This window comes from Thermococcus waiotapuensis, from assembly GCF_055384795.1.
Genome location: NZ_AP042429.1, coordinates 324,176 through 346,345 on the forward strand (window position 1 = coordinate 324,176; position 22,170 = coordinate 346,345).

20 protein-coding genes, 2 tRNA genes and 1 pseudogene are annotated in these 22,170 nt (G+C 52.5%); 10 read left to right on the top strand and 13 right to left on the bottom strand.

Annotated features, from left to right (window positions below):
• Nucleotides 1-145 precede the first annotated feature (145 nt).
• Nucleotides 146-1,954: a PINc/VapC family ATPase gene (locus ACZ47M_RS01830; protein ID WP_315339535.1), complete on the bottom strand. Its 1,809-nt coding sequence runs from the start codon at nucleotides 1,952-1,954 to the stop codon at nucleotides 146-148.
• A 95-nt stretch (nucleotides 1,955-2,049) separates the two neighbouring features.
• Here ACZ47M_RS01830 and minD point away from each other — a divergent pair, with 95 nt between their 5' ends.
• The 3 genes from minD to asnB all read left to right on the top strand — a co-directional run bounded on the left by minD (nucleotide 2,050) and on the right by asnB (nucleotide 5,107).
• Complete coding sequence (gene minD, locus ACZ47M_RS01835; RefSeq protein ID WP_315340852.1) at nucleotides 2,050-2,784, top strand: cell division ATPase MinD; 735 nt, start codon at nucleotides 2,050-2,052, stop codon at nucleotides 2,782-2,784.
• A 12-nt stretch (nucleotides 2,785-2,796) separates the two neighbouring features.
• Entirely contained in the window at nucleotides 2,797-3,543 is a 747-nt protein-coding gene (locus ACZ47M_RS01840; RefSeq protein WP_315339536.1) for an ATP/GTP-binding protein, read from the top strand.
• A 106-nt stretch (nucleotides 3,544-3,649) separates the two neighbouring features.
• The gene (gene asnB, locus ACZ47M_RS01845) at nucleotides 3,650-5,107 is read left to right on the top strand and encodes an asparagine synthase (glutamine-hydrolyzing) (RefSeq protein WP_315339537.1); all 1,458 of its coding nucleotides are present in this window, start codon (nucleotides 3,650-3,652) and stop codon (nucleotides 5,105-5,107) included.
• Here the strand turns inward: asnB and ACZ47M_RS01850 are convergent.
• The 3 genes from ACZ47M_RS01850 to ACZ47M_RS01860 are packed head-to-tail and all read right to left on the bottom strand — an operon-like array spanning nucleotide 5,090 to nucleotide 7,809.
• Nucleotides 5,090-6,289, bottom strand: a complete 1,200-nt coding sequence (locus ACZ47M_RS01850; protein WP_315339538.1) for a hypothetical protein — start codon at nucleotides 6,287-6,289, stop codon at nucleotides 5,090-5,092. The two genes, asnB and ACZ47M_RS01850, sit on opposite strands and share 18 nt — an antisense overlap.
• Before the next feature lie 60 nt (nucleotides 6,290-6,349).
• Nucleotides 6,350-7,372, bottom strand: coding sequence for an L-threonylcarbamoyladenylate synthase (locus ACZ47M_RS01855; protein ID WP_315339540.1), 1,023 nt, complete (start codon nucleotides 7,370-7,372; stop codon nucleotides 6,350-6,352).
• On the bottom strand, nucleotides 7,369-7,809 hold the full coding sequence (locus ACZ47M_RS01860; protein ID WP_315340853.1) for a hypothetical protein: 441 nt from the start codon (nucleotides 7,807-7,809) through the stop codon (nucleotides 7,369-7,371). Before ACZ47M_RS01860 ends, ACZ47M_RS01855 begins: the two co-directional genes overlap by 4 nt.
• A 60-nt stretch (nucleotides 7,810-7,869) precedes the next feature.
• Here ACZ47M_RS01860 and ACZ47M_RS01865 point away from each other — a divergent pair, with 60 nt between their 5' ends.
• Nucleotides 7,870-8,574 carry a nucleotidyltransferase domain-containing protein gene (locus ACZ47M_RS01865; protein WP_315339541.1) on the top strand — a complete coding sequence of 235 codons (705 nt, stop codon included), beginning with the start codon at nucleotides 7,870-7,872 and terminating at the stop codon, nucleotides 8,572-8,574.
• A 55-nt stretch (nucleotides 8,575-8,629) separates the two neighbouring features.
• Here the strand turns inward: ACZ47M_RS01865 and serS are convergent, their stop codons facing one another.
• The 3 genes from serS to ACZ47M_RS01880 form a co-directional block, all read right to left on the bottom strand.
• A complete protein-coding gene (gene serS / locus ACZ47M_RS01870) occupies nucleotides 8,630-9,997 on the bottom strand; it encodes a serine--tRNA ligase (RefSeq protein ID WP_315340855.1) in 1,368 nt (455 codons plus the stop codon).
• A gap of 73 nt (nucleotides 9,998-10,070) precedes the next feature.
• A complete protein-coding gene (locus ACZ47M_RS01875; protein WP_315339542.1) occupies nucleotides 10,071-11,273 on the bottom strand; it encodes a molybdenum cofactor synthesis domain-containing protein in 1,203 nt (400 codons plus the stop codon).
• A 70-nt stretch (nucleotides 11,274-11,343) separates the two neighbouring features.
• Nucleotides 11,344-11,421, bottom strand: a tRNA-Arg gene (locus ACZ47M_RS01880).
• Nucleotides 11,422-11,481: 60 nt separating this feature from the next.
• On the opposite strand from ACZ47M_RS01880, the gene ACZ47M_RS01885 reads away from it, so the two are divergent.
• A complete protein-coding gene (locus ACZ47M_RS01885; protein ID WP_315339543.1) occupies nucleotides 11,482-11,940 on the top strand; it encodes an Lrp/AsnC family transcriptional regulator in 459 nt (152 codons plus the stop codon).
• On the opposite strand, the gene ACZ47M_RS01890 is transcribed toward ACZ47M_RS01885, so the two are convergent.
• The 5 genes and pseudogenes from ACZ47M_RS01890 to ACZ47M_RS01910 all read right to left on the bottom strand — a co-directional run bounded on the left by ACZ47M_RS01890 (nucleotide 11,927) and on the right by ACZ47M_RS01910 (nucleotide 15,165).
• A complete protein-coding gene (locus ACZ47M_RS01890) occupies nucleotides 11,927-12,262 on the bottom strand; it encodes a hypothetical protein (protein WP_315339544.1) in 336 nt (111 codons plus the stop codon). The two genes, ACZ47M_RS01885 and ACZ47M_RS01890, sit on opposite strands and share 14 nt — an antisense overlap.
• A 3-nt stretch (nucleotides 12,263-12,265) precedes the next feature.
• Complete coding sequence (locus tag ACZ47M_RS01895; RefSeq protein ID WP_315339545.1) at nucleotides 12,266-12,985, bottom strand: phosphoribosyltransferase family protein; 720 nt, start codon at nucleotides 12,983-12,985, stop codon at nucleotides 12,266-12,268.
• A 24-nt stretch (nucleotides 12,986-13,009) separates the two neighbouring features.
• Nucleotides 13,010-13,568: pseudogene (locus tag ACZ47M_RS01900) on the bottom strand (YkgJ family cysteine cluster protein).
• A gap of 5 nt (nucleotides 13,569-13,573) precedes the next feature.
• A complete protein-coding gene (locus tag ACZ47M_RS01905; protein ID WP_315339546.1) occupies nucleotides 13,574-13,819 on the bottom strand; it encodes an Lrp/AsnC ligand binding domain-containing protein in 246 nt (81 codons plus the stop codon).
• A complete protein-coding gene (locus tag ACZ47M_RS01910; protein ID WP_315340857.1) occupies nucleotides 13,816-15,165 on the bottom strand; it encodes a signal recognition particle protein Srp54 in 1,350 nt (449 codons plus the stop codon). Before ACZ47M_RS01910 ends, ACZ47M_RS01905 begins: the two co-directional genes overlap by 4 nt.
• Before the next feature lie 466 nt (nucleotides 15,166-15,631).
• Between ACZ47M_RS01910 and ACZ47M_RS01915 the strand changes: the two genes are divergently transcribed.
• The 3 genes from ACZ47M_RS01915 (at nucleotide 15,632) to mtnP (ending at nucleotide 18,125) form a co-directional block, all read left to right on the top strand.
• On the top strand, nucleotides 15,632-15,841 hold the full coding sequence (locus tag ACZ47M_RS01915) for a hypothetical protein (protein WP_315340860.1): 210 nt from the start codon (nucleotides 15,632-15,634) through the stop codon (nucleotides 15,839-15,841).
• A 91-nt stretch (nucleotides 15,842-15,932) separates the two neighbouring features.
• Nucleotides 15,933-17,279, top strand: a complete 1,347-nt coding sequence (locus tag ACZ47M_RS01920) for a hypothetical protein (protein WP_315339547.1) — start codon at nucleotides 15,933-15,935, stop codon at nucleotides 17,277-17,279.
• 42 nt (nucleotides 17,280-17,321) lie between these two features.
• Nucleotides 17,322-18,125 (top strand): S-methyl-5'-thioadenosine phosphorylase, encoded by an 804-nt coding sequence (gene mtnP, locus ACZ47M_RS01925; protein WP_315340863.1) that lies wholly within the window; start codon nucleotides 17,322-17,324, stop codon nucleotides 18,123-18,125.
• A 118-nt stretch (nucleotides 18,126-18,243) separates the two neighbouring features.
• On the opposite strand, the gene ACZ47M_RS01930 is transcribed toward mtnP, so the two are convergent.
• A tRNA-Gly gene (locus ACZ47M_RS01930) sits at nucleotides 18,244-18,321 on the bottom strand.
• Nucleotides 18,322-18,540: 219 nt separating this feature from the next.
• Between ACZ47M_RS01930 and ACZ47M_RS01935 the strand changes: the two genes are divergently transcribed.
• Nucleotides 18,541-18,786 carry a DNA-directed RNA polymerase subunit H gene (locus ACZ47M_RS01935; RefSeq protein WP_010477041.1) on the top strand — a complete coding sequence of 82 codons (246 nt, stop codon included), beginning with the start codon at nucleotides 18,541-18,543 and terminating at the stop codon, nucleotides 18,784-18,786.
• A 21-nt stretch (nucleotides 18,787-18,807) separates the two neighbouring features.
• On the top strand, nucleotides 18,808-22,170 hold the full coding sequence (locus ACZ47M_RS01940) for a DNA-directed RNA polymerase subunit B (RefSeq protein ID WP_394356284.1): 3,363 nt from the start codon (nucleotides 18,808-18,810) through the stop codon (nucleotides 22,168-22,170).

Consider the following 22,170-nt stretch of genomic DNA (forward strand, 5'->3'; position numbering starts at 1 on the left):
TTAACCCCCGAAAAGTCATTAAAGGGGAAGAGCTACCTATGAGGGCGATGACGAGGATTTCGCTAGCTGAGGTGTGATGACTACCCTCGCAGCCGAGCCCATGAAGGGCAGAATGTCCCCCGGAAAAGGGGGTTAAAAGCCTGTCTCATGTGCTGGCCCATATCTTTATGCCCGCTTCGATGAGCCTCTTCAGCTCCTTCCCTATCGGCGTGCTCGTGCTCACCTTCACGAGGCCCTTCTTGTTCGGTGTTGCGGTGAAGATGTACTGCTCTCCCCCGTAGAACTTGAGGGGCTTTTTCGCGTGGTCAGGCGAAACTCTGAGGACGATCGTTTTCTTCTTTGCCTCGACTTCAACGGGTATCTCCTCCTTCGGCTTCTCCGCTTCCCTCTCGGCGAAGCTCTTGACGTCGATGCTTATTCCCACCTTCTTCTCCAACTCGCTTATCCTCTTGCCCTTCTTTCCGATTATGGTTGGAATGTCGAACTCGTCGGCGTAGATAACTGCCTTGTGCGGGCTGACTATCTCGACTTCCGAGTAGACATCCGGCAGAAACTTCTTTATCTCCTGCTTGAGCCTCCTCTCCGCGAGCTTCAGGGCGGGGGCCTTCTCCTCCTTCTTAACGGGAACGACGCTTACCTCCTCACCGTAGGTGTATATCTCGTACTCAAGCTCGCCCGTCTCGAAGTCCCTGACCTCTATGACTGGCCTTGCCAAGTCCTCTTCCTTCATGCCGCTCGGCACCTTGACGAGGTACTCCAGCGTCAGAACCTTCGCAACTTTACCGGCCTTGATGAAAATTACCGTGTCGACTATCTGCGGTATCATCCCGAGCTCGACCCTGCCGATGAACCTCTGAATAGCGTCGATGGGCTTCGTGGCGTGAACCACCCCCACCATTCCAACGCCTGCTAACCTCAAATCGGCGTAGACCTTGAAGTCGCTGGTCTTTCTCATCTCGTCGAATATCGTGTAGTCCGGCCTGACGAGGAGGAGGATATCCCCGGTCAGCTCCATCCTGCCGTTTAGGGCTGTGTACTGCGTTATCTCCTCGCTGACCTGTAAATCCCTCGGCTTCTCCATCGTCTTGACGATTTTACCCATGGAGGCGTACCACTCGGCCAAAGCCTGAGCGAACGTTGTCTTTCCCTCGCCCGGGGCGCCGGCCACGATGACCCCGGCCGCTTTGTCCTTAAGGCGCTCCATGAGCTCTTTGCTTAGCTCGTAGTCCTCTATGCTGAGCTTTTTGACCGGTCTCACCGCGGTTATCTCTATCCTGTCAGCGAAGGGCGGTCTGGCTATGACTATGCGGTAGTTCCTGAGCTGAACGACCGTCACTCCTGGCTCGTCCATCTCTATGAAGCTCTCCGGGTCGCGCCTGGCGCGCTCTACAATGTCGTTGGCAACCTCCTCGAGCTCTTCATCTGTTAAAGGTTCGTCTCTGACGGGAACGAGCTTCCACTCGCCGGGTTTGCCCCTCTTGGCGAGCGGCCTTATACCAGCTTTGAGGTGGACGCTCATGGTTGTTTCATCGAAGAAGTCCTCAAGGCGGTGCCTGAGCTCTTTCTTGGCGGCAAGGTAAATTACATCTATCCCCTTGGCTATGGCAACGTCCCTCTGAACCTGATCGCCGGTTATGAGGGTTGCACCGAGCTCCCTCGCGGCCTCGCGCACCATGTGGTCTATCTCACCTGCCTTGGCCCTTCTAATCTGCCAGAGCTCCGGTCTGCCGCCGTAGAACTCAAGGAGTATCTCCTCTCTGTCGGCCATCTCGCGGAGCTTTTTGAGCTCTTCAAGGCCGACATGGCCAATGGCTTTCCCCTCGTTGGCCTGGTGCTCTATCTCCGCTATGACCGCCTCCGGGATAACCACCTTAACCTTCTCACCGAGCGTTGAGAGGAACTGGGTCAGCCTGCCATCAACTATCACGCTCGTGTCTGGAACGAACACTTTCATTTTCTCACCGGAACTGGGTGGTCGGATGCCTTCATAAAGTTAGCGTGCCTCAAAGTTCATAAAGATGGAAAACAAACTTTCCAGCGGTGAGCTCAATGGGGCATCTGATATCAATAGCGAGCGGTAAAGGTGGGACTGGGAAAACGACGACGACTGCAAACCTTTCAATAGCCCTTGGAAAGCTTGGCAAAAAGGTTCTGGCGGTTGATGCCGACCTGACGATGGCCAATCTCAGCCTGGTAATGGGTATTGATGATGCCGAACCGACCCTACACGACGTTCTCGCCGGGGAGGCAACGGTCGATGAAGTGGTATATCAGACACGTTACGAAAACGTTGATCTGATTCCCGCAGCTATAGACTGGGAGCACGTTAAAAAAGCTGACCCCAGAAAGCTTCCCGTGGTTATAAAGCCCCTGAAGGACAGGTACGATTTCGTCTTAATAGACTGCCCCGCCGGCCTTCAGATGGACGCAATGAACGCCATGCTTAGCGGTGAGGAGGTAATCTTAGTCACCAACCCCGAAATCGCGTGCATAGCGGACACCATGAAAGTTGGGATAGTCCTCAAAAAAGCTGGTTTGGCCGTTTTGGGTTTTGTTCTCAACCGCTACGGAAGAAGCGAAAACGACATCCCTCCTGAGGCCGCTGAGGAGGTCATGGAAGTTCCCCTCCTGGCCGTGGTTCCAGAGGACCCCAAAGTCAGGGAGGCAACCCTTGAAGGAGTCCCTGTTGTGGAGTACGCCCCGGAGTCGGAGGGTGCCAGGGCTTTTATGAAGCTGGCCGAGGAGGTTATCAGAATAGCGGGCTTTAAGGCAAGGGTCATGTAATGAGGTGGTGCGATGATACTGATTTTTCTGGGTACGGCAGGTAGCGGAAAGACAACCATAACCGCGTCCTTCGGGGAGTATCTTGAGAAAAACGGTAAATCAGTCGGTTACGTCAACCTGGACACCGGGGTTAAGAAACTCCCCTACAGGCCGGACATCGACGTCCGGGATATAATAACCGTTGAAGAACTTATGAAGGAGGGCTATGGGCCAAACGGGGCCATAGTTGAGAGCTATGACAGATTGCTTTCCCACGCTGAGGGGATAGTCGGGGGAATACTTGAACTTGATGAAGAGCGCGACTACCTCCTTATAGACACTCCCGGGCAGATGGAGAGCTTTCTCTTTCACGATTTTGGTATCAGGATTACGGAGCACCTGAGCGAGCCGCTGGTCGCGTACCTCTTCAGCCCCGAGATCCTGAAGAAGCCCCGCGACTACTGTTTCGTCAGGTTCTTCGCCATAATGATAGCCCTCCGTCTGGGCACGACAACGGTTCCCGTCCTCAACAAGGTCGACTTAATTAAGGAAGAACTGCCCTCGATAAGGCGGCTCCTTGAGGAGGTAGATTATTTAAACGCCCGCCTTAGGCTCGATCCATCCATGCAGGGCCTTTTGGCGAGCAGGATATGTTCTTTTCTTCCAGAGGTTTCTTCCCCGGTTAGGGTTGTTTACGCCTCAGCTAAAACCGGCGAGGGGTTTGATGAGCTGGAAACCCTTTCCTATGAACACTATTGCACCTGCGGAGATTTGACCTGAGTTCCTGGACAGATGTTCACATCCTGCAACTTTTTTTGGAAAACCTCTCCAAGTTGGAATTGGCAAAGCTTATCTGGCATCCCCCCAACTGCGCCGGGGGAGTGCCATGTGCCTCATCGCGGGAGGAATGGGATTAAATCTTAAGGATAAGTTCATCCGCATGATCCTTGCCGGGAAACACAGGGGTCCTGATTCCTTTGGCGTTTGGACTGATCTGGGAGTTTTCAAGTCGGGGGACTTTTCAAAGATCGGTGAAATCCCCGAGGGAAGCGTGGGTCTTCTTCAGTGCAGGCTGGCAATGACGGGATCGAGGGACTTCGCACAGCCCTTTTTCAATGACATCGTTCTCGTTCACAACGGAGAGATCTACAATCACCGCCAGCTCAGGGATTACCTTGAGGGCAAGGGCGTTGAATTTGAAACCGACGTTGACAGCGAGGTTGTGCTCCGCCTCCTCGAGTACCTCATTTCAGGGGGCCTGAGCGTTCACGAGGCCGTTAAGAGGGCCATGATAATGATGAACGGTGACTACGCCATTGCTTTCCTTTGGAGGGGCAGTATCTACCTGTTCAGGGACCCCGCCGGTATAAGGCCCCTTTACTTTTCCCCCGGCGGCTTTTTTGCCAGTGAGAAAAAAGTTTTGTGGGCAATAGGGGAGAAAGCCGTCCCCGTTGGGCCCGGTGAGCTGGTGAGACTCTCCCCCGGGGGTGCCGATAGGAAAAAAGTTCTTGACATAAGAGAGCTTCCCTGGTGCAGAAAAGAATTCACCGAGGAAAGGGCTGTTGGGGCCCTGGTTAAATCCCTCGAGTGCTCCGTTAGGATGAGGGTTGGCCCCAGAACAGGGGTTCTCTTCTCCGGTGGTCTGGACAGTTCAATAGTCGCTTACTTAGCTTCAGAGTTCTCAGACGTTACCCTCTACACCGCCGGCGTTGAGGGTAGCGAGGACGTTGAGTGGGCCAGAAAGGCCTCTGACGAGCTCGGTATTCCGCTGAAGGAGAGGCTTTTCACAGAAGAAGACGTTGAAAACGTCATTGAAAAGGTCATCTTCGCCATAGAGGAGCCCAACTTCATGAACCTTGCCATAGGGATTCCCCTCTATTTTGCCACGGCCCTCGCCGCTTCCGATGGCCTTAAAGTCCTGCTCAGCGGTCAGGGCGCCGATGAACTCTTCGGTGGCTACGCCAGGTACATTGAGAATCCTGAGCTGATGGAGAGGGACCTTCTTGAGCTGGGCGAGAGGAATCTGACCAGAGACGACAAGATAGCTATGCTCAACGGCGTTGAAACCAGGTATCCCTACCTTGCACTTCCACTCATGGGGCTGGCCCTTAAAATGCCGCACAGCATGAAGATCAAAAACGGCGTCAGGAAGTTTATTCTTAGAAAAGCCGCCGAGAAGATGGGCCTTCCCGCCGATCTGGTTTGGAGGGAGAAAAAAGCCGCCCAGTACGGTAGCGGTTCCCAGAAAATCCTGATGAAACTGGCTAGGGAGAAAAAAATGAAGCCCGGTGAATTTGCTGAGTTCCTTTTCCGGAAAGTCTTTGGTTCAGTGGGTTGGCCTTGAGAGCCCCTCCGCTTCGTGGAGCAGTTCAACGACCGGTCTTAGTTCCTCTGTGTTTAGCAACACGGAGTTTAGCAGGGTAATTGCCCTTGAGGCGTCTCCCCTTTCGATGTAGTAATTGGCTTCCTCAGCGACAAGTAGGACGTTTTTATCTTTTTTCTCAGCTCCATAAACCTTCAGGATGGCGGCCCTCATGAGGGCTTTGGTTTTTAAGTCTCCAATCCTGCTGAGTGCTTCCCTGTATGCTTTAAAAGCCTCTTCCGTTTTTCCTATCAGGAGGAGGGCCTGAGACAGTTCAAGGAACTTTTCTCCTGCTTTTCTCTCGTCCCCCTCTTTTTGATGGGAAGTTATGACCTGATAAAGCATTCTTGTGTTGTTTAAGCCTATTAGCTTGGCCCTGTTTGCGTTTCCTGCCAGAAGATACGCGTACTGGGCTTCGAGGAGATAGCTGGTTGTCTCGTCCAGGTCGCCCTGAGAATAGGCGATCTTGCTGGCCTTTTCATAGTTTTTGGCGGCGGTGTCCATCATCTCAATGTACTGGGAACCGTAGTCGAAGAGCTCCAGAACGTAGGTGGCGACCCTGTAAAAGGCCTCGGCGGCCTTTCCGATTTTTCCATCTTGGAGCGTCTTCTCGGCCAGTTCCCCGTATATGGTTATTAGAATGTCGGCGATCCTCTTGATCGATTCTTCGTCCTCGAGTAGCTTATAGTACCTGAAAGCATCTTCGTACGTTTTGATAGCCAGTGAGATGTTTTCGTTTTCCCTGTAGGTATTGGCCAGGTCCTCGTAAATCTCCGCGAAGTATTTCGCATATTTTTTGAGGTTCTTTTCGTCCCTTATGGTCGCGAAAATAGAGAGGGTTTTTGAGATGTACTCGCCGAGCCTGTCCGTATCAACTTCCAACTTTTCCAGCTCCCTCTCAATGAGTTCTATGTAAAGTGAGGCGCTTTTGAGAAGCGGTTTTTTGGCAATATCGGGCTTTTTCAACTTTTCCAGAGAGAAGTACCCGGAGTACTGGTACAGCCTGGCGGCGTCTTCAAGTTTTTTCTCTTCCTCATACTTTTTCGCCGCTTGAAGGATTAGCTTTAACCCTTCCTTTATCTCCCCTTCTTGAAGCTTTTTGAATCCTATCCCCTCGAGGTCCTCGGGTGAGGCGAGGTCTGGAAGGATGGCCAATTTGCTCACCCCGTGATTTAAAGCTTCAATCCCTAAAGTTTGATACGGCCCTTTCTATTTAAGCTTATCCTATACTTTGACAACCCTGTAACCGGCCGCTTTTCTGAGTCGGTTCATCACGGCCATGCCAAGGCCCCTCTCATCGACACCTTCCGCGATTATGATGTTTACTCCCCTTCTGTCCAGTTCCCTCAGGGCTTTGAACAGGTTCCTTGCAACTTCTTCAACGCTGTCCCCAAGGTAGAAAAATTCATCGGCGTCATGTTCTTCCGTGGCCATTACTCCAACTCTAAATCCTTTTTTTCTGTACTCTTCAACGAGCTCGTCTATCTTCTCCCCGACTTTTTCTCTATTGCCTTCTACCACTATCACCTGTGCGTTAGGGGAGTAGTGCTTGTACTTCATCCCCGGGGACCTCGCTATGTCCACTTTCTCTCCCTTCAGGGCCGGATGGATGAGAACCTCTCCGAGTACTTTACTGAGCTCTTCAACGGGGAGTCCCCCCGGGCGAAGAAGTACGGGCACTTCGGACGTGAGGTCTACAACGGTTGACTCAACCCCAATCGGAGTTTCCCCTCCGTCCACTATGCAATCTATCTTCCCGTAGAAGTCTTCAATGACGTGGTCTGCGGACGTTGGGCTCGGTCTGCCGCTTATGTTTGCCGAAGGGGCGGCAACTGGAACGTCGCTGAGCCTTATGAGCTCCAGTGCTATTGGGTGGGCAGGCATTCTCACGGCAACGGTGTCTAAGCCCCCAGTCGTGGTTCTCGGCACGGTATCCCTCGCGGGCAGGACGATTGTCAGGGGTCCCGGCCAGAACTTTTCGGCCAGTTCCCATGCTTTTTCAGGAACTTCCTTTGCCAGTTTTTCGAGCCACTCTACCTCCGCTATGTGAACTATCAGGGGGTTATCAGCGGGCCTTCCCTTGGCCTCAAAAATCCTTCTGGTAGCACTTTCGTTGAGGGCATCAGCGCCGAGGCCATAAACTGTCTCGGTTGGAAAAGCGACCAGGCCACCTCTCTTAAGTATCCCCGCCGCTACGCTCAATTTATCCCTCTGGACTCCTTCCCACATCGGGATCACTATCGTCATACCATATCACCGGGATTGTGCCCTTTTACGTCAACCCTCGGCAGGGGCACGTGGTAGGGCAGGCCCATCTCCTTGGCTATTACGAAGAGCATCGGCGCCGCGGAGTGAGTTATAAAGTTGACGACCTCTGCAAAGACCTCGGGTTTGACTTTTCTCTCGCTTTCCCACGTGTCCAGGATCTCATCGATTTCCTCACTTCTCTGGGGGAGGTACATCACGGCCCCCTCGATGAAGCCCTCAGCTATCTCGGGCCTGTAGGCTATCTCGTACTTGAACAGGATCTCAATACCCTGCGTCTCTCCAGTGGGAGTCCTTATCTCGCCGAGCCTCATATCCTTAACTTTGGGGCTCAAGTTCACTTCTATTCTGCCGCCGAAAAAGGGCTGGATTTTCTTTTCAAACTCTATCCTTGTGATGTTTATGCCTATAACCGGCATTTTCCCCACCTTAGACCTTTTTTGGAGAGGCTTTAAAAAGTTAAAGGGATAGCTAAAGTTATGCCGAGGGAAAAGGTCGTCCGCGTCTGGGACGAGAGAGAGGTAGTTTATTCGCCGAAGAGATGGCGCTACCTGTGGGAAAAGAGGGAGAAAGCCCTTGGGATAATGGAACGCCTTTCCCAGTTCGACCCGCAGCTCTACGGCAGTGTAGCCAGAGGAGACGTTAGGAGAGACAGCGACATAGACATATTCATCCCGATAAAGGTTCCCAGTTACCTCATCGAGTTAGCCTTTGAGGGCCTCGTGAGGAGGAGAAAGATAGTGATGGCAACGCCATGGCACCTCATAAAGGGCGTCATTGAGATAGACGAGGAAACGGCGGTTACGTTTCCCCTAATTGAGCCAACTGATAGGGAGCTTGAGTTTTACCGCTGGGGAGGAACGATTGACATGTGGGGGGTCAAAACCAGAGAGCGCGTTCCCGGGGTGAACAAGAAGCTCATCCTAATAATCCCGACCGAGAGGGGGCACATTGAAAGGGAAGTCGTCGGCAGGGAGAGTGAGGTGGCAAAGCTCCTTGGAGTGAGCATCGACATAGTCACTGAACGCGTCCACGTCCTCACGAGGAGGGACAGAATAGGGAGGACGGGAATTTATCTCAACGAGGAAGTGCCCGACTGGATGAGCTTTGAGGAGGCCCTGAAAATCATCTCCGACCGCGACCCCAACGTGAGGAAGAAGGTCAGGGAAAGGGGAGGGGTTTAGGAGGCACAGGCCCCTGTGCAGAACAATGCCCTGGGAGATTCGGGAAGAAGAAAAATCAATCCTGGCAACACTTCTCCTTCATGCTCGCCGGCAGGATTTCCTTAAAACCGGTATACTTCCAGAGGGCCTTCGGGAGCTTGACAACACCTTCCTCCGTCTGGTGGTTTTCGAGGATGGCCACTATAGCCCTCGAGGTGGCTATGGCAGTCGAGTTGAGCGTGTGGACGAAGCGCGGCTTCTCGTTGGTCTTATCCCTGAAGCGGATGTTCAGGCGTCTCGCCTGCCACTCTGTGCAGTTGCTTGCTGAAACGACCTCCCTGAACTTGCCCTGGCCCGCCATCCAGGCTTCGATGTCGTACTTCTTGGCGGCAACGTAACCGAGGTCACCGGTGCAGATGTTTACCACTCTGTAGGGAACCTCCAAAGCCTGGAATATCTCCTCCGCGTTGGCTATGATCTTCTCGTGCCACTCCCAGCTCTCCTCCGGGCGGGAATAAACAAACTGCTCAACCTTGTGGAACTGGTGAACGCGGAAGATCCCCTTGGTGTCTTTTCCTGCAGTTCCTGCCTCCTTCCTGAAGCAGGGGCTAACTCCTACGTAGAGGAGTGGTAATTCATTTCCGTCGAGGATTTCGTCGGCGTGAAGGCCTGCAAGCGGGTGCTCCGCGGTGGGGATGAGGTAGAGGTCTTCGCCCTCAACCTTGTAGATTACGTCCTCGAAGTCCCCAAAGGTAGTTGCTCCCTCTTCCACGAAGCGCCTCACCATGTAGGGCGGAATCACCGGGGTAAAGCCCTTCTCTATGAGTTTGTCCAGGGCGAAGCGTATCAAAGCCAAATCGAGTATAACCAGCTCGTTGAGGAGGTAATAGAACCTTGCTCCGCTCACCTTCGCGGCCCTCTCAAGGTCGGCCCCCTTCAAAAGTTCGAGCATGTCGAGGTGAATCCTCGGCCTCCAGCTCAGAAGTTCATACTCCATTTTCCCGAGGCTCTGCTCCTTAAAGCTTTCGAGAAAGCCCTCCCAGACCTTTGCTTTACCCCAGAACCTTATCGGGACGTTGTCCTCGTCGCTCTTGCCAACCGGAACGCTCTCGTGGGTGATGTTCGGGAGCCTCCAGAGGTAGTAGTTGATTTTCTCTCTGAGCTCCTCGACTTCCTTCTCGAGTCCTTCAATCTGCTTCGCTATTTCGTCGCTCCTCGCGAGTAAATCTTCCACTGGCTCTCCGGCGTTCTTGCGCTTTCCTATCTCTATCGCCAGCTGGTTGCGCTCCTTCTTGAGCTGGTTTATCTTTCTGAGGTTCTCGCGCCACCTGGCGTCGAGTTCGAGGATTTCATCTATCCACTTGAGCTTCTCAAGCTCGCCGCGCTTGATGAGGTCGCCCCTGACGAGGTCGGGGTTTTCGCGGATGAGCTTTATGTCCAGCATAGTCTTCACCGGGGGATGGAACGGTAAGGAGTTTAAAAAAGGTTTTGATGAGTGGATTGGAAGGGCGACGAAATCAGCCGAATAACGTTACCTCGACTTCTTCCCCTGCCTCAAGTATCTCCACCGTCTCGGGAATCTCAATGAAGCCGTTGGCCTCGACGAAGCTCGTCACAGCCCCGCTCCCCTTCATTATCGGCACGGCCTTTTCGCCTTCAATCTTAACCGGGAGGAACTGCCTTCTCCCCTTGACGGAGAAGACCTTGTGGGCAAGCCTCTTCTTGACTTTCCTTACCTCGCTCTCCCTTCCGAGGAGCCTCCTCAGGAGGGGCGCGACGAGAAGGGTGAAGTTGGTGAGACAGCTGGTTGGGTAACCTGGAAGACCAAAGACTGGCTTTCCGTCCACGACGCCTATTATCGTCGGCTTTCCTGGCTGGATCGCTATGCCGTGTATGTAGACCCTCCCGAGTTTTTCTATTACCGAACTTGTGAGATCCTTCCTTCCACCGCTTGCGCCGCCGCTTATCAATACCATGTCGCACTCGGCAACTCCTTTTATCACCAGATCCGCGAGACTCTTCTCGTCATCCCTCGCTATTCCCAGGAACACCGCTTCCCCGCCAAGCTCCCTCACGGCGTCGGTTATCGCCCTTCCGTTTATGTCATAGATTTTTCCTGGCCTGAGTTCCTCCCCCGGCGGAACTATCTCGTTCCCCGTGCTTATCACCGCAACCTTTGGCTTTGAGTAGACTTTTACCGTGTTGAATCCCAGGGCAGACAGCAGGGCGGTTTCTTTAAACCCCAGTCTTGTGCCGGCTTCGAGAACCAGTTTCCCCCTGGGAATATCGGCCCCGGCTTTCATGACGCCCAGGCTCGGGTATGCTGGTTCGTAGACTATTATCTCATCGTCCTTCCTGTCAACATCCTCAAACTGGATTACCGCGTCTGCCCCTTCGGGGAGCGGGGCACCTGTTGAGACGTAGATAGCTGTACCCGGGGCAAGCTTGATTCTGGGTTCTTCCCCTGCCTGAACTTCTCCTATTACCTTCAGTTCAACGGGGTTGCTTTCGCTCGCCATAAATGTGTCCTGGGCCCTTACAGCGTAACCGTCCACAGTGGCCCTATCGAAGGGGGGAACGTCTATCGGAGAAACGATGTTCTCCGCAAGAACCCGTCCGAGGGCTTCGTCTATTGGTATTTCTTCGACCCGGGGCTTGAGGTTGAACGAGTCCACGATTCTTAAAGCCTCTTCCAGCGGGACTACCTTGAGGAAAGCCATGATATCACCGGGAGAGATAGAACGTGAGCATATAAATCAGTTTTGCTAAACGGAAGCGTTAACAGAATTGTGGCGGACCGGCGGGGCTTCGAACCCCGGACCTGCGGCTTAGGAGGCCGCCGCCCTATCCTGGCTAGGCTACCGGTCCAGACCCGTTTCTTCCCTTCAGCGGAGAGTATTTAAAGTTTACGGTAAACTGTACGGGGTGGTGAATATGGATGACTTGGACTTAAAGATACTCAAACTCCTTCAGGAGAACGCCAGGTATTCCTATCGGGAGATAGCCAAGGAACTCGGCATTGCTGTCGGCACTGTTTACAACCGAATAAAAAAGCTGGAAGATGAGGGAGTTATCAGGGGCTTCTGCGTTGATGTGGACTACGAAAAGCTTGGTTTTGGCCTTACTGCGGTTATCGGGATAAAGGCTAGGGGGAAGGACATAGTAAGAATAGAGAAAGAAATCTCAAAGAGTTCGAGGATAATGCAGGTGTACGACGTTACCGGCGAGTACGACATAATCGTTGTTGCCAAGTTCAGGGACAGAGCGGACATGAATAAATTCGTTAAATGGCTGCTTTCCCTGGAGGGGGTAGAAAAGACGAACACCAGCGTCGTCATGGACATAGTTAAAGAAAAGTTTGCAATCCCCCTGCTCACAGAAGAATAAGGTTATTCTGGTTTTCCAGGAACCTCTTTGCAAAGTCCACCAAGCTTTCGGCTGGGAGTTCGACTCCCCTGCCGTTTACCTTTCCCCTGAACAGGTACTTTCTCACTTCTATCTTTTCGATTGGTTTGAAGCTTGGATCTTCCTCTATAGTGCTTTCCAGGGCTTTATTGAACTCCACCTCGGAGACTTCGATGATTACCCCCTCGATGACAACCTTCTTGCCGCATTCTTCTTCGGGACACTCAAAATAAAAGGGGGAACCGACTTCAGCTTCCACCGGCAGTGTGAGGCCGGCCGTGTTGTAAATCATGAACTTTGCCATAATTCATCTCTCCAGAACCAGGATGCTCTCTACGGGGATTCCGTACTCTTCCCTGAGCCTATCAATTATGTCCCCCACGCTCACCAGAAACACCATCCCGACGGGTTCGGCACCCGCCTGCCTGCAGAGGTCAACGAGTGCTCTCTGGGTCTCTCCGCTCCTGACGACGTCGTCAACGATTAGGACTTTCTCCCCCTTCGACAGCGCCCACGATGGGAGATATAGGGTTGTTATGCTCCCCGAGGCGCTCGGGACATAGTTGACCTCGTAAAACTTCTCCACACCGACCTCTTTTTTCTTCTTGGCGTAGACAACGTCAACGTTGAGCTCTCTCCCAAGGTGAACTGCCAGCGGAATACCGTCGGTGGCCGCCGTCAGTATCTTTTCGATTTCAACCTCCTTAAGCCTACTCGCTATCTCCTCGGATAGGAGGGTCATAAGCGATGTGTCGCCGAGCACTGACATGCTGTCGAAAAAGCCCCTGCTGTCAAAACGGAGCCTCTTCCTTACCTCGTTTTCAAGGTTCACGTACTGGGACAGCAGCTGGGTGAGCTCCCTGGTTCTCTCACTGTTGGGAAGGACCTTTCCCCTTACGTATCTGTTGAGGACGGTTATCGGGAGTCCGGTTATCTCCGAAAGCTCCTCGTAGGTGTAGCTTTTCTTCAGGAGCCTGAGCAGGGCGATAAGTCTCAGTTTTTCCTTGACTGACTTCAGCTGACTCACGCTATCACCTCCGGTGCCCCGCATTTAACAAGAAAATGTATAAATATGTTTCGGTGTTGCTTCACTTTCGCTCAGCGAGTGTCCTGACTCTGTCGTGGCTTTGGTGCGGCATTCTTCAATCACCTCGCTGTATTCCCGCAGTATGAAGTCAGCAGTTACGGGTTCTCCCTCCGGATGGTCTATTCCGGGGCAGAAAGAATCAAGCTTGATGTGAACTTCCATCCTGTCGCCTTTCTTTATGAAGACAAAGGGATAAAGCCGGCAGGCTAGGGGTCTATGCCCGTATATTCTGCATCTTTTCGTCTCGGGATCCAGAAAAACACATGAATCATCGAAGGGCCTCTTTTTAAGGCCATAACCCAGGAATTTGTCTCCCCGGTAGAACAGTTTTTCATAATCCACGAATTCCCATGCGTTGTATCCGAGTTCTTCTATTCTCGCTATATCCTCGTCTCTGAGGGGTATCTCCAGCTCTTGGCAACATTTTCCGCAGTTCTCAACACATTTAAACTTCACTGGAGTGAATTGTAACCTCCAGGGTCTTCAGGTCTATTGCAGCCACGAGCCTCGTTTCGAGGGTCATGGCCTTCACTCCTTGATCCCGTAGGTACTGGCTATCAGTGTCTCGGTTACCTCGATCTCTTTTATTTTTCTGAGGACGTTATCATGGAACTCATCAAGATCCCTTATGTCTTCGACTTCCACCCGGGCGATGAGATCGTACTCTCCGTACACTTTGTGGACTTCCTTTACTTTGGGGTGGTTTTTAAGCTGGTCGTAAACCTTTTTCTCCGCCCCGGGTCTCGTAACTATAAGGATTATAGCCTCGATCATATCCCCAACCCCCCTAACCCTCCAAAATTCTTCGCCATCTTCGCGAGCTTTCTCTTGTCAAGGTTTTTGAACATCCTTCTCATCTGGTTGTATTGGGCTAATAACTCTTTTACCTCCTTTGTTGAGGTCCCCGATCCCCTGGCAATTCTCTTTATCCGGGAGTAGTTTATGATGTCCGGGTTTTCGAGTTCTTCCTCTGTCATGGAGTCCATTATGACCCTGTAGCGCTTGAGTTTTTCTTCCCTGACTCTGATGGCCTCGTCCGGTAGGGAGTAGCCCAAACCGGGGATCATCTGGAGTACTTTCTGGAGGGGCCCCATCTTCTGCATGGCCTCCAGTTGTGCGTACATGTCCTTTAAGTTGAACTTACCCTTGAGGAACTTCTCTAAATCTTCTTCCCTGATTTCCTGCTCCTGGGTCAGTTCCTCGAACTTCTCGAGGAGGCTCTCTATATCACCCAGTCCAAGAAGCCTGGAGACGAACCTCTTGGGGTCAAAGGGTTCCAAGTCGTCTATCTTCTCTCCTGTACCTATGAACTTTATGGGTGCTCCGGTTGCAGCGACTGCCGAAAGAGCACCCCCACCCTTGGCGCTTCCGTCCAGCTTCGTGACTATTATCGAGCCTATTGGTGTGGCCTCTTTGAAAGCCAGGGCTTGATTGTAAGCCTGCTGGCCGATTGTACCGTCTATGACCAGTATGACTTCATCGGGCTGTATTGCTGAGCTTATCTGCTTCATCTCCTCTATCAGGCTGGCTTCTTCCTTGTGCCTGCCGGCGGTGTCGACTATTATAACGTCCACACCCTTATCCTTAAAGTACTCGACTCCTTCTCTGGCCAGCTTTATTGCGTCCCTCTCCTCGGGATTTCCAAACACCCCCATCCCAAGGGGTTCAACGAGCTGTTTGAGCTGGGAGTAGGCACCTGGACGCCAAGTGTCTGTGCACACAAGACCGACCTTGTAACCTCTCTTTTGGAGATACCTTGCAAGTTTGGCTATGGTCGTGGTTTTTCCCGAGCCCTGAATTCCGACCGTGAGTAGAACCGTGGGTTTCTTCTTTATCTCGAGGGGCACTGCTTCCTTACCGAGGAGATCCGTGAGTTCCTCGTAAACTATCCGGATAACGTGCTCCTTTGGGCTCATCCCGGCAGGTGGTTTCTCTTTTAGTGCCCTTTCCTCTATCCTTCTGGTGAGCTGGAGAACCAGCCTAACGTTCACGTCCGACTGGATTAATGCCCTCTGTATGTCCCTCACGACTTCTTTTATCAGGGCTTCGTCGATTGTGCCAGCCCTCGCGAGTTTTCTCAGTGCGCTGTTCAGTGCCTTCCCCAGCCTCTCTAGAGCCATTGTCAACCCTCCGGGGTTAAGTGTGCCGCCATCTTTATAACCCTTCTTGTGTTCTTTGCGAGTTTGATGCTCATAACTTTAGATTAAACTCTGTTTTAAGCCGTTAAATTTTTCCAATTGTGTACATCGCAGCAAAACTTGGGGCAATCCTCCTCTTTGGGTTTAATCCCTATTCTGAGACGAGCATTAACGAAGAAAACAGGGCTAAAAACTTTTTTAAACCTAAAACCACTATTCTTTCCCGGAGCGGGCGAGAGGAGGTGAGAAAATGGAGTGGCTGGTTGCACTTTATAATTACAAATATCTGGCTGATACGGAGCGCCGCAGAAAGAAACTCATACCAGAGGAAATGGAGTACGTTGAGGCACTCCTTCAGTGATATCGTCATTTGACGATATCCATTTTAACGATTGACTTTCCGAAACCTTTTTATACTTTGAAGTTGTAGTAATCAGTGGTGAGTACCATGACAACTGTTATTAAAAGAAGCCCCCATCTGTTTTTGAAAGAGCTTAGAGAATACTACAACGATGTCTGGAAGCTCCCGGACAGTCAGTACCTGGTCGATCCTGATTTCCTGGTTGTTGATCCAAAGACCGGAAAAAGAGCAAAGGTTGCCTTTGTAGTTCTTGACGACGGCGAAACCGTAAGCGTCGTCTACGACGATATAAGCTGATATCTGTGCACGCTAAAATTCTCCAACTAAAATAAGTTTTTAGCTGGATTTTCCCGGAAAAGTTATATAACACTGACTCCTTAAAGAACTAATGGGTGGTACTGTGAATACAGGTTCCCCAGAGCGAGTAAAACTACACTCCCAGGTTATAAATGCCGCCCGGGAGATCCCCGATCCTTACGTGCGGGCCGTAACCCTTGCCAGGATTGGTCACAGGCTTTATCTTGCTGGTGACGCCAACTACGGGAAGGCTTTTTCCCTTGCCCTCTCTGCCATCAATGATATCGATAATCCAATCGTTGTTCTGAAGGCCATGGTGGACGTTTCCAGGTATCTTTACCTCTCTGGAATGGAAGAGAAGGCAAGAGACTTACTGAGAAGCGCCCATGAGGGTTCTCTCCTTCTAAAAGGCCCTGCAAAGGATGTGGTTCTCCTGGATATAGCAAGGGGAGCCCTGGTTATCGGAATGCCCGATGAAGCTCTTCTCTACTCGACTGACGTTCAAGACGCCCAAAAGCGGGACCTGATTATGGCGGAAATCTTTCAGTTTTATATCAAAAAGGGTGATCTGAGAAGGGTGTCATCCCTCCTGGATGGGGTGTCTTCGGAGGATGTAAAGTCAAGGATTTCCTTTGAGCTTTTTAAGGAGCATCTTAGAAGGGGGGAATTTGCGAGCGCCCTGAGAATTCTTCCCAAAATAGGGGTTTACTACTGGATGGATTCCTCCATCGATGAGATCGCCAGGAAGCTCAGTGAGGAAGGTGCTTCCGAGGATGTCTACTGGAAGTTTGTTGAGGCCATAAAGGAGCTTTCCATGTCCTCGGGGAGGGATTATTTGACAACGTTTCTAATCGGGCTCTCTCTTAGAAGGAAGGTCGGGTTTGTGACTAAAGTTCTAAACTCCTTGACCGATTTCCCCCGGGCCGAGGTTGCAAAGAAAATAGCTATAACCCTCATCTCCAGCCCCGGGAATCTTGAGGAATTTATCCGCGAGCTGTCTCTTCCGCCTGAGGAGTTTGATCCCCTTGCACGCGCTGTAATGGACGAGCTGTTAAAGGGGCCGGTGTCGCCCGCTTACCGGGGGGTTGCCCTGATTATAGGACGGAGAACTGAGGATATGGCTGTCCTCGTTAAAGTTTCCACTTACCTTTCAAAGATCGGCTATCCTGAAGAGGCCAGAACTTTTGCAGAACAGATTGCCGACCCGTATTTAAGGTCCCTGGCGTTCGGGGCCATAGCGCTTGCCCATCTCAAGAAGGGGGACATCGATAGTGCCATCGAAGCGGCTGCCGAAGTTCGTGACAGGGACTGGGGATCGTGGTTGATGGGGGAAATACTCGTCAAGGTAGTTGAAAGCTCCGTAGGGGAGAACGCTGAGGAAGAGTTGAGCGAGAGGGCTCAGAAGCACAAAAAGTGGAGGGAGGATATTGGCTCCTAAACCTTTTTAATGAATTCGGGCTGATTGTTTTGGGTGGTGCGCATGCCGAGGATAGCGATAATAGGCGGTTCCGGAGTTTACGACCCTTCTCTGCTCTCAAACGTCCGGGAACAGGCCGTTGAAACGCCTTACGGCAAGGTTAAGCTGAAAATTGGTGAGTACGAAGGCGAAGAAATAGCCTTCCTTCCAAGACACGGCGAAAAGCACAGCGTTCCGCCGCATAAGATAAACTACCACGCCAACATGTGGGCCCTTTATGAGCTCGGTGTTGAGAGAATCCTCGCCACCTCCGCCGTCGGCTCCCTGAACCTTGATATGAAGCCCGGTGATTTCGTTATACTCGACCAGCTGATGGACTTCACCAAAACGAGGCATTACACCTTCTACGATGGCGAGGACAGCCCCCACGGTAGGAAATTCGTCGCTCACGTGGACTTTACGGAGCCATACTGTCCGGAGCTCAGAAAGGCCCTCATGAGTGCGGCCAAGGAGCTGGGCTTTAACTATCATCCAACCGGCACCTACGCCTGTATGGAGGGCCCGAGGTTTGAAACCCGGGCGGAGATAAGGGCACTTAAGGTACTCGGTGCAGATGTCGTTGGAATGACCCAGTGCCCGGAGGCAGTTCTGGCGAGGGAACTTGAGATGTGCTACGCCAGCGTTGCTATAGTTACTAACTACGCCGCAGGAATAAGCAGGGAAAAGCTGACCCACACTGAAGTGATGGAGCTCATGGAGAAAAAGGGCAACGAACTCAAGCTGCTCCTGATGGGCGCAATCAAGTACATCCCTAAGGAGAGGAGGTGTCCGTGCAAGGACGCCCTCAAGGGCGCGACCGGTGAGTGATGTCCCCTTTTCTCCCCCACTTATGTCTGTACCCTGGGAGTGCGGGGGTTCTCACAGCTCATAAAGGCTTTGCAGAATAGCTATCTTCCGTGGACGCTTTCGTTAGAAAAGGTTATACTGGTGCGGTGGCCGGGATTCGAACCCGGGTTACCGGCTTGGGAGGCCGGTGTCCTGGACCAGGCTAGACTACCACCGCGCGTCCCCATTATGGGGGGGAAGTTTAAAAATTTTACGCGGACTGGGATAGACAGAGTAGTTCATTGGAGGTTCTTTTTGGGCGCGAAACCTCTCTTAAACTTTTCGTAAGGCCTATAAACCCTTCACCTCACCCCTATCTCGAAAAGCTTATATAGGTGAACCTGAACGGGTGGGTAGTGGCGGTCATTCTTAAAAAACTGTAAGGGGGCATTTCTCGGTGACGGCGAAAAAGGAATTTAGTGTGTTTATGCACGAACTGGTTCCGGAACACAGGATACTTAGCGAGGAGGAGAAGGAGGAGCTCCTCAGGAAGTACAGGATCAAAATCTCTCAGCTCCCCCAGATACTGGCTTCTGATCCGGCAGTGGTGGAACTGGGGGCGAAGCCCGGTGACGTTATTGAAATCAAGAGAAAGAGCCCCGTGGGCACTTCCTATTACTACAGGCTCGTTGTTGAAGGCTGATTTTGAGGTGAGAGCATGAGCGTGAGAGGACCCACTCTTGTTGAGGTTACCCCCGACGACCTCTGGCTCGTTATGGAATCCTACTGGAAGGAGAAGGGACTCGTTAGACAGCACCTCGACTCTTACAACGCCTTCGTTGACTATGGTCTTCAGGAGGTAATTGACGAGTTTGGTGGGGTTAAGCCGGACATACCCAACTTAGAGGTCAAGTTCGGGAAAATAAGGGTAGGGGAACCGGTATTTCAGGAGGCTCAGGGACAGAGAAGGCTGCTTTATCCAATGGACGCCAGGATAAGGAATCTTACGTATTCCGCGCCTCTGTTTCTGGAACTCATTCCAGTCGTCAACGGAATTGAGCAGGAACCCGTTGAGGCGAGAATTGGGGAGCTCCCGATAATGCTCAAGTCCAGGATATGCAGGCTTCACGGCCTCAGCGATGAAGAGCTCGTGAAGCTCGGCGAGGATCCAAAGGATCCGGGAGGATATTTCATCATCAACGGCTCCGAGAGGGTTATCGTTTCTATCGAGGATCTTGCCCCCAACAGGACTCTCGTCGAAAGAGACGAAAGGCAGGAAAGAGTAATTGCCAAGGTCTTCTCATACAGACACGGTTACCGCGCACTTATAACCGTTGAAAGGAGAAAAGACGGGATTCTGTACGTTACGATTCCGAATGTGTCCAAACCGGTCAAGTTCGTTTACGTAATGCGTGCCCTCGGTCTTCTCAGCGATAGGGAGATAGTGGAAGCGGTCAGCGACGACCCGAGGATCCAGCAGATCCTCCTCGACAACCTGGAGGATGCCAGCGATATAAGAACGCAGGAAGATGCGCTCGATTACATAGGCAAGCTCTCCCTCCCGGGACAGCCAAAGGAGTACAGGCTTAGAAGGGCCGAGCACATCATCGACAACAACCTCCTGCCACATATGGGCGTTGGGCCTGAGAACAGGAAGGCCAAGGCCTACTACCTCGGCATGATGGCACTCAAGGTTCTCGAGCTCTCACTTGGCCTCCGCGGTGAGGACGATAAGGATCACTATGCCAACAAAAGGCTCAAGCTCGCAGGGGATCTGCTCAAAGACCTCTTCCGCGTTGCCTTTGGTCAGCTCGTCAAGGACATGGAGTACCAGATGACCAAGACTTACCAGAGGAAGGGGGAAAGGTACACCTTCCAGAACATACAGCGCTTTGTAAGGAACTCGATAAGGCCTGATGTGCTGAGCGAGAGGATAGAGCACGCCCTGGCGACCGGTTCGTGGCCGGGAGGAAGGACGGGCGTCAGCCAGCTCCTCGACAGAACGAACTACATGTCAACCCTCTCCCACCTCAGGCGTGTAACTTCCCCCCTTGACAGGGAACAGCCGCACTTCGAGGCGCGTGACCTTCACGGAACCCATTGGGGCAGGATATGCCCAACGGAAACGCCTGAAGGTCCAAACTGTGGTCTCGTTAAGAACCTCGCCCTGATGGCCCAGATCACCACGGGGCTCCCGGAGGAAGAGGTAAGGGTTTATCTGGAGAGACTTGGCATAGTCCCCATTGAGGAGAGAAGACCTGCCCCGGGTCTTTACAGAGTTTACCTCAACGGTGTTCTTGTAGGCACAGTCGAGAAAGGACGCGAGCTCGTTGAGAGAATAAAAACTGACAGAAGAGCGGGCAGGATAAGCGACGTAATCAACGTGGCCCTCTATGAGGAGGGAGACGTTAGGGAGATTTACATAAACAGCGACGATGGCAGGGTCAGGAGGCCGCTCATCATAGTAGAAAACGGAAAGCCGAAGCTCACGAGGGAGCACGTCGAGGGCATAAAGAACGGCACTCTCACATGGAGTGACCTCGTAAGGATGGGCGTCATTGAGTACCTTGATGCTGAAGAAGAGGAGAACGCCTACGTGGCAACATGGCCGTGGGAAGTGAGCGAGGAGCACACCCACCTCGAACTCATGCCTGCCGCGATACTCGGTATTCCTGCTTCCCTTGTCCCCTACCCGGAGTACAACGCTGCCCCGCGTAACACCTATGGAGCCGGTATGGCCAAGCAGAGCCTCGGTCTTGGGGCTGCTAACTTCAGGCTTCGCATTGATACGCGTGGTCATCTCCTGCACTATCCGCAGGTTCCGCTCGTCAACTCACGCATAATGAAGGCAGTTGGTTTCGAGGAGAGGCCAGCGGGCCAGAACTTTGTCGTTGCGGTTCTTAGCTACTACGGATACAACATGGAGGATGCTGTAATCATTAACAAGGCATCGATAGAGCGCGGCCTTGGAAGGAGCACCTTCTTCAGAACCTATGAGGCAGAGGAGAAGCGCTACCTCGGCGGCCAGACGGACCGCTTCGAAAAGCCTGATCCAACGATTAAGGGTTATCTCGGGGATAGATACTACCGCAATCTCGATGAGGACGGTATAATCTTCCCCGAGTCAAGGGTCGAAGGAAAAGACGTTCTCGTTGGAAGAACTTCCCCACCCAGGTTCCTTGAAGAGCAGGGTCGCCTTGGCGGAATCGCCCTTCAGGAGAGGAGGGAAACCAGTGTTGCAGCCAGGCCGAGTGAAGAGGGCATAGTCGACAAGGTGATAATCACCGAGACCGGCGATGGAACAAAGCTCGTCAAGGTTACGGTTAGGGATCTCCGCATTCCAGAGTTAGGCGACAAGTTCGCGAGCAGGCACGGTCAGAAGGGCGTCGTCGGTTTAATCGTCCCGCAGGAGGACATGCCCTGGACGGAGAGCGGTATCGTTCCGGATCTGATCGTCAACCCGCACGGTATCCCGAGCCGTATGACCGTCGGACAGCTCATTGAGGCCATCGGCGGAAAGGTGGCTTCCCTCAAGGGCAGACGCGTAGATGGAACGGCCTTCATCGGTGAGCCAGAGGAGAAGCTCAGGAGGGAGCTCGAAGAGCTCGGCTTCAAACACAACGGCAGGGAGATCCTCTACGACGGAATAACCGGAAGAAGGCTTGAGGCGGAGATATTCGTTGGCGTCATCTACTACCAGAGGCTCCACCACATGGTCGCTGACAAGATGCACGCCCGTTCACGCGGTCCCGTTCAGGTTCTCACCAAGCAACCAACCGAGGGAAGGGCAAGGGAGGGTGGCCTCAGGTTCGGTGAGATGGAGCGTGACGTCCTCATCGGACATGGCGCCGCGATGCTCCTGATCGAGCGTCTCCTCGAGGAAAGTGACAAGACCGAAGTCTGGGTCTGCGAGAACTGCGGGCATATAGCCCTTGAGGACAAACGCAGAGACAGGGTCTACTGTCCGGTCTGTGGTGAAGAGGAGAGAATAAGCAAAGTTGAGATAAGCTACGCATTTAAGTTGCTCCTCGACGAGCTGAAGGCGATGATGATTAGGCCTTCCCTCAGGCTGGAGGATAGGGTGTGA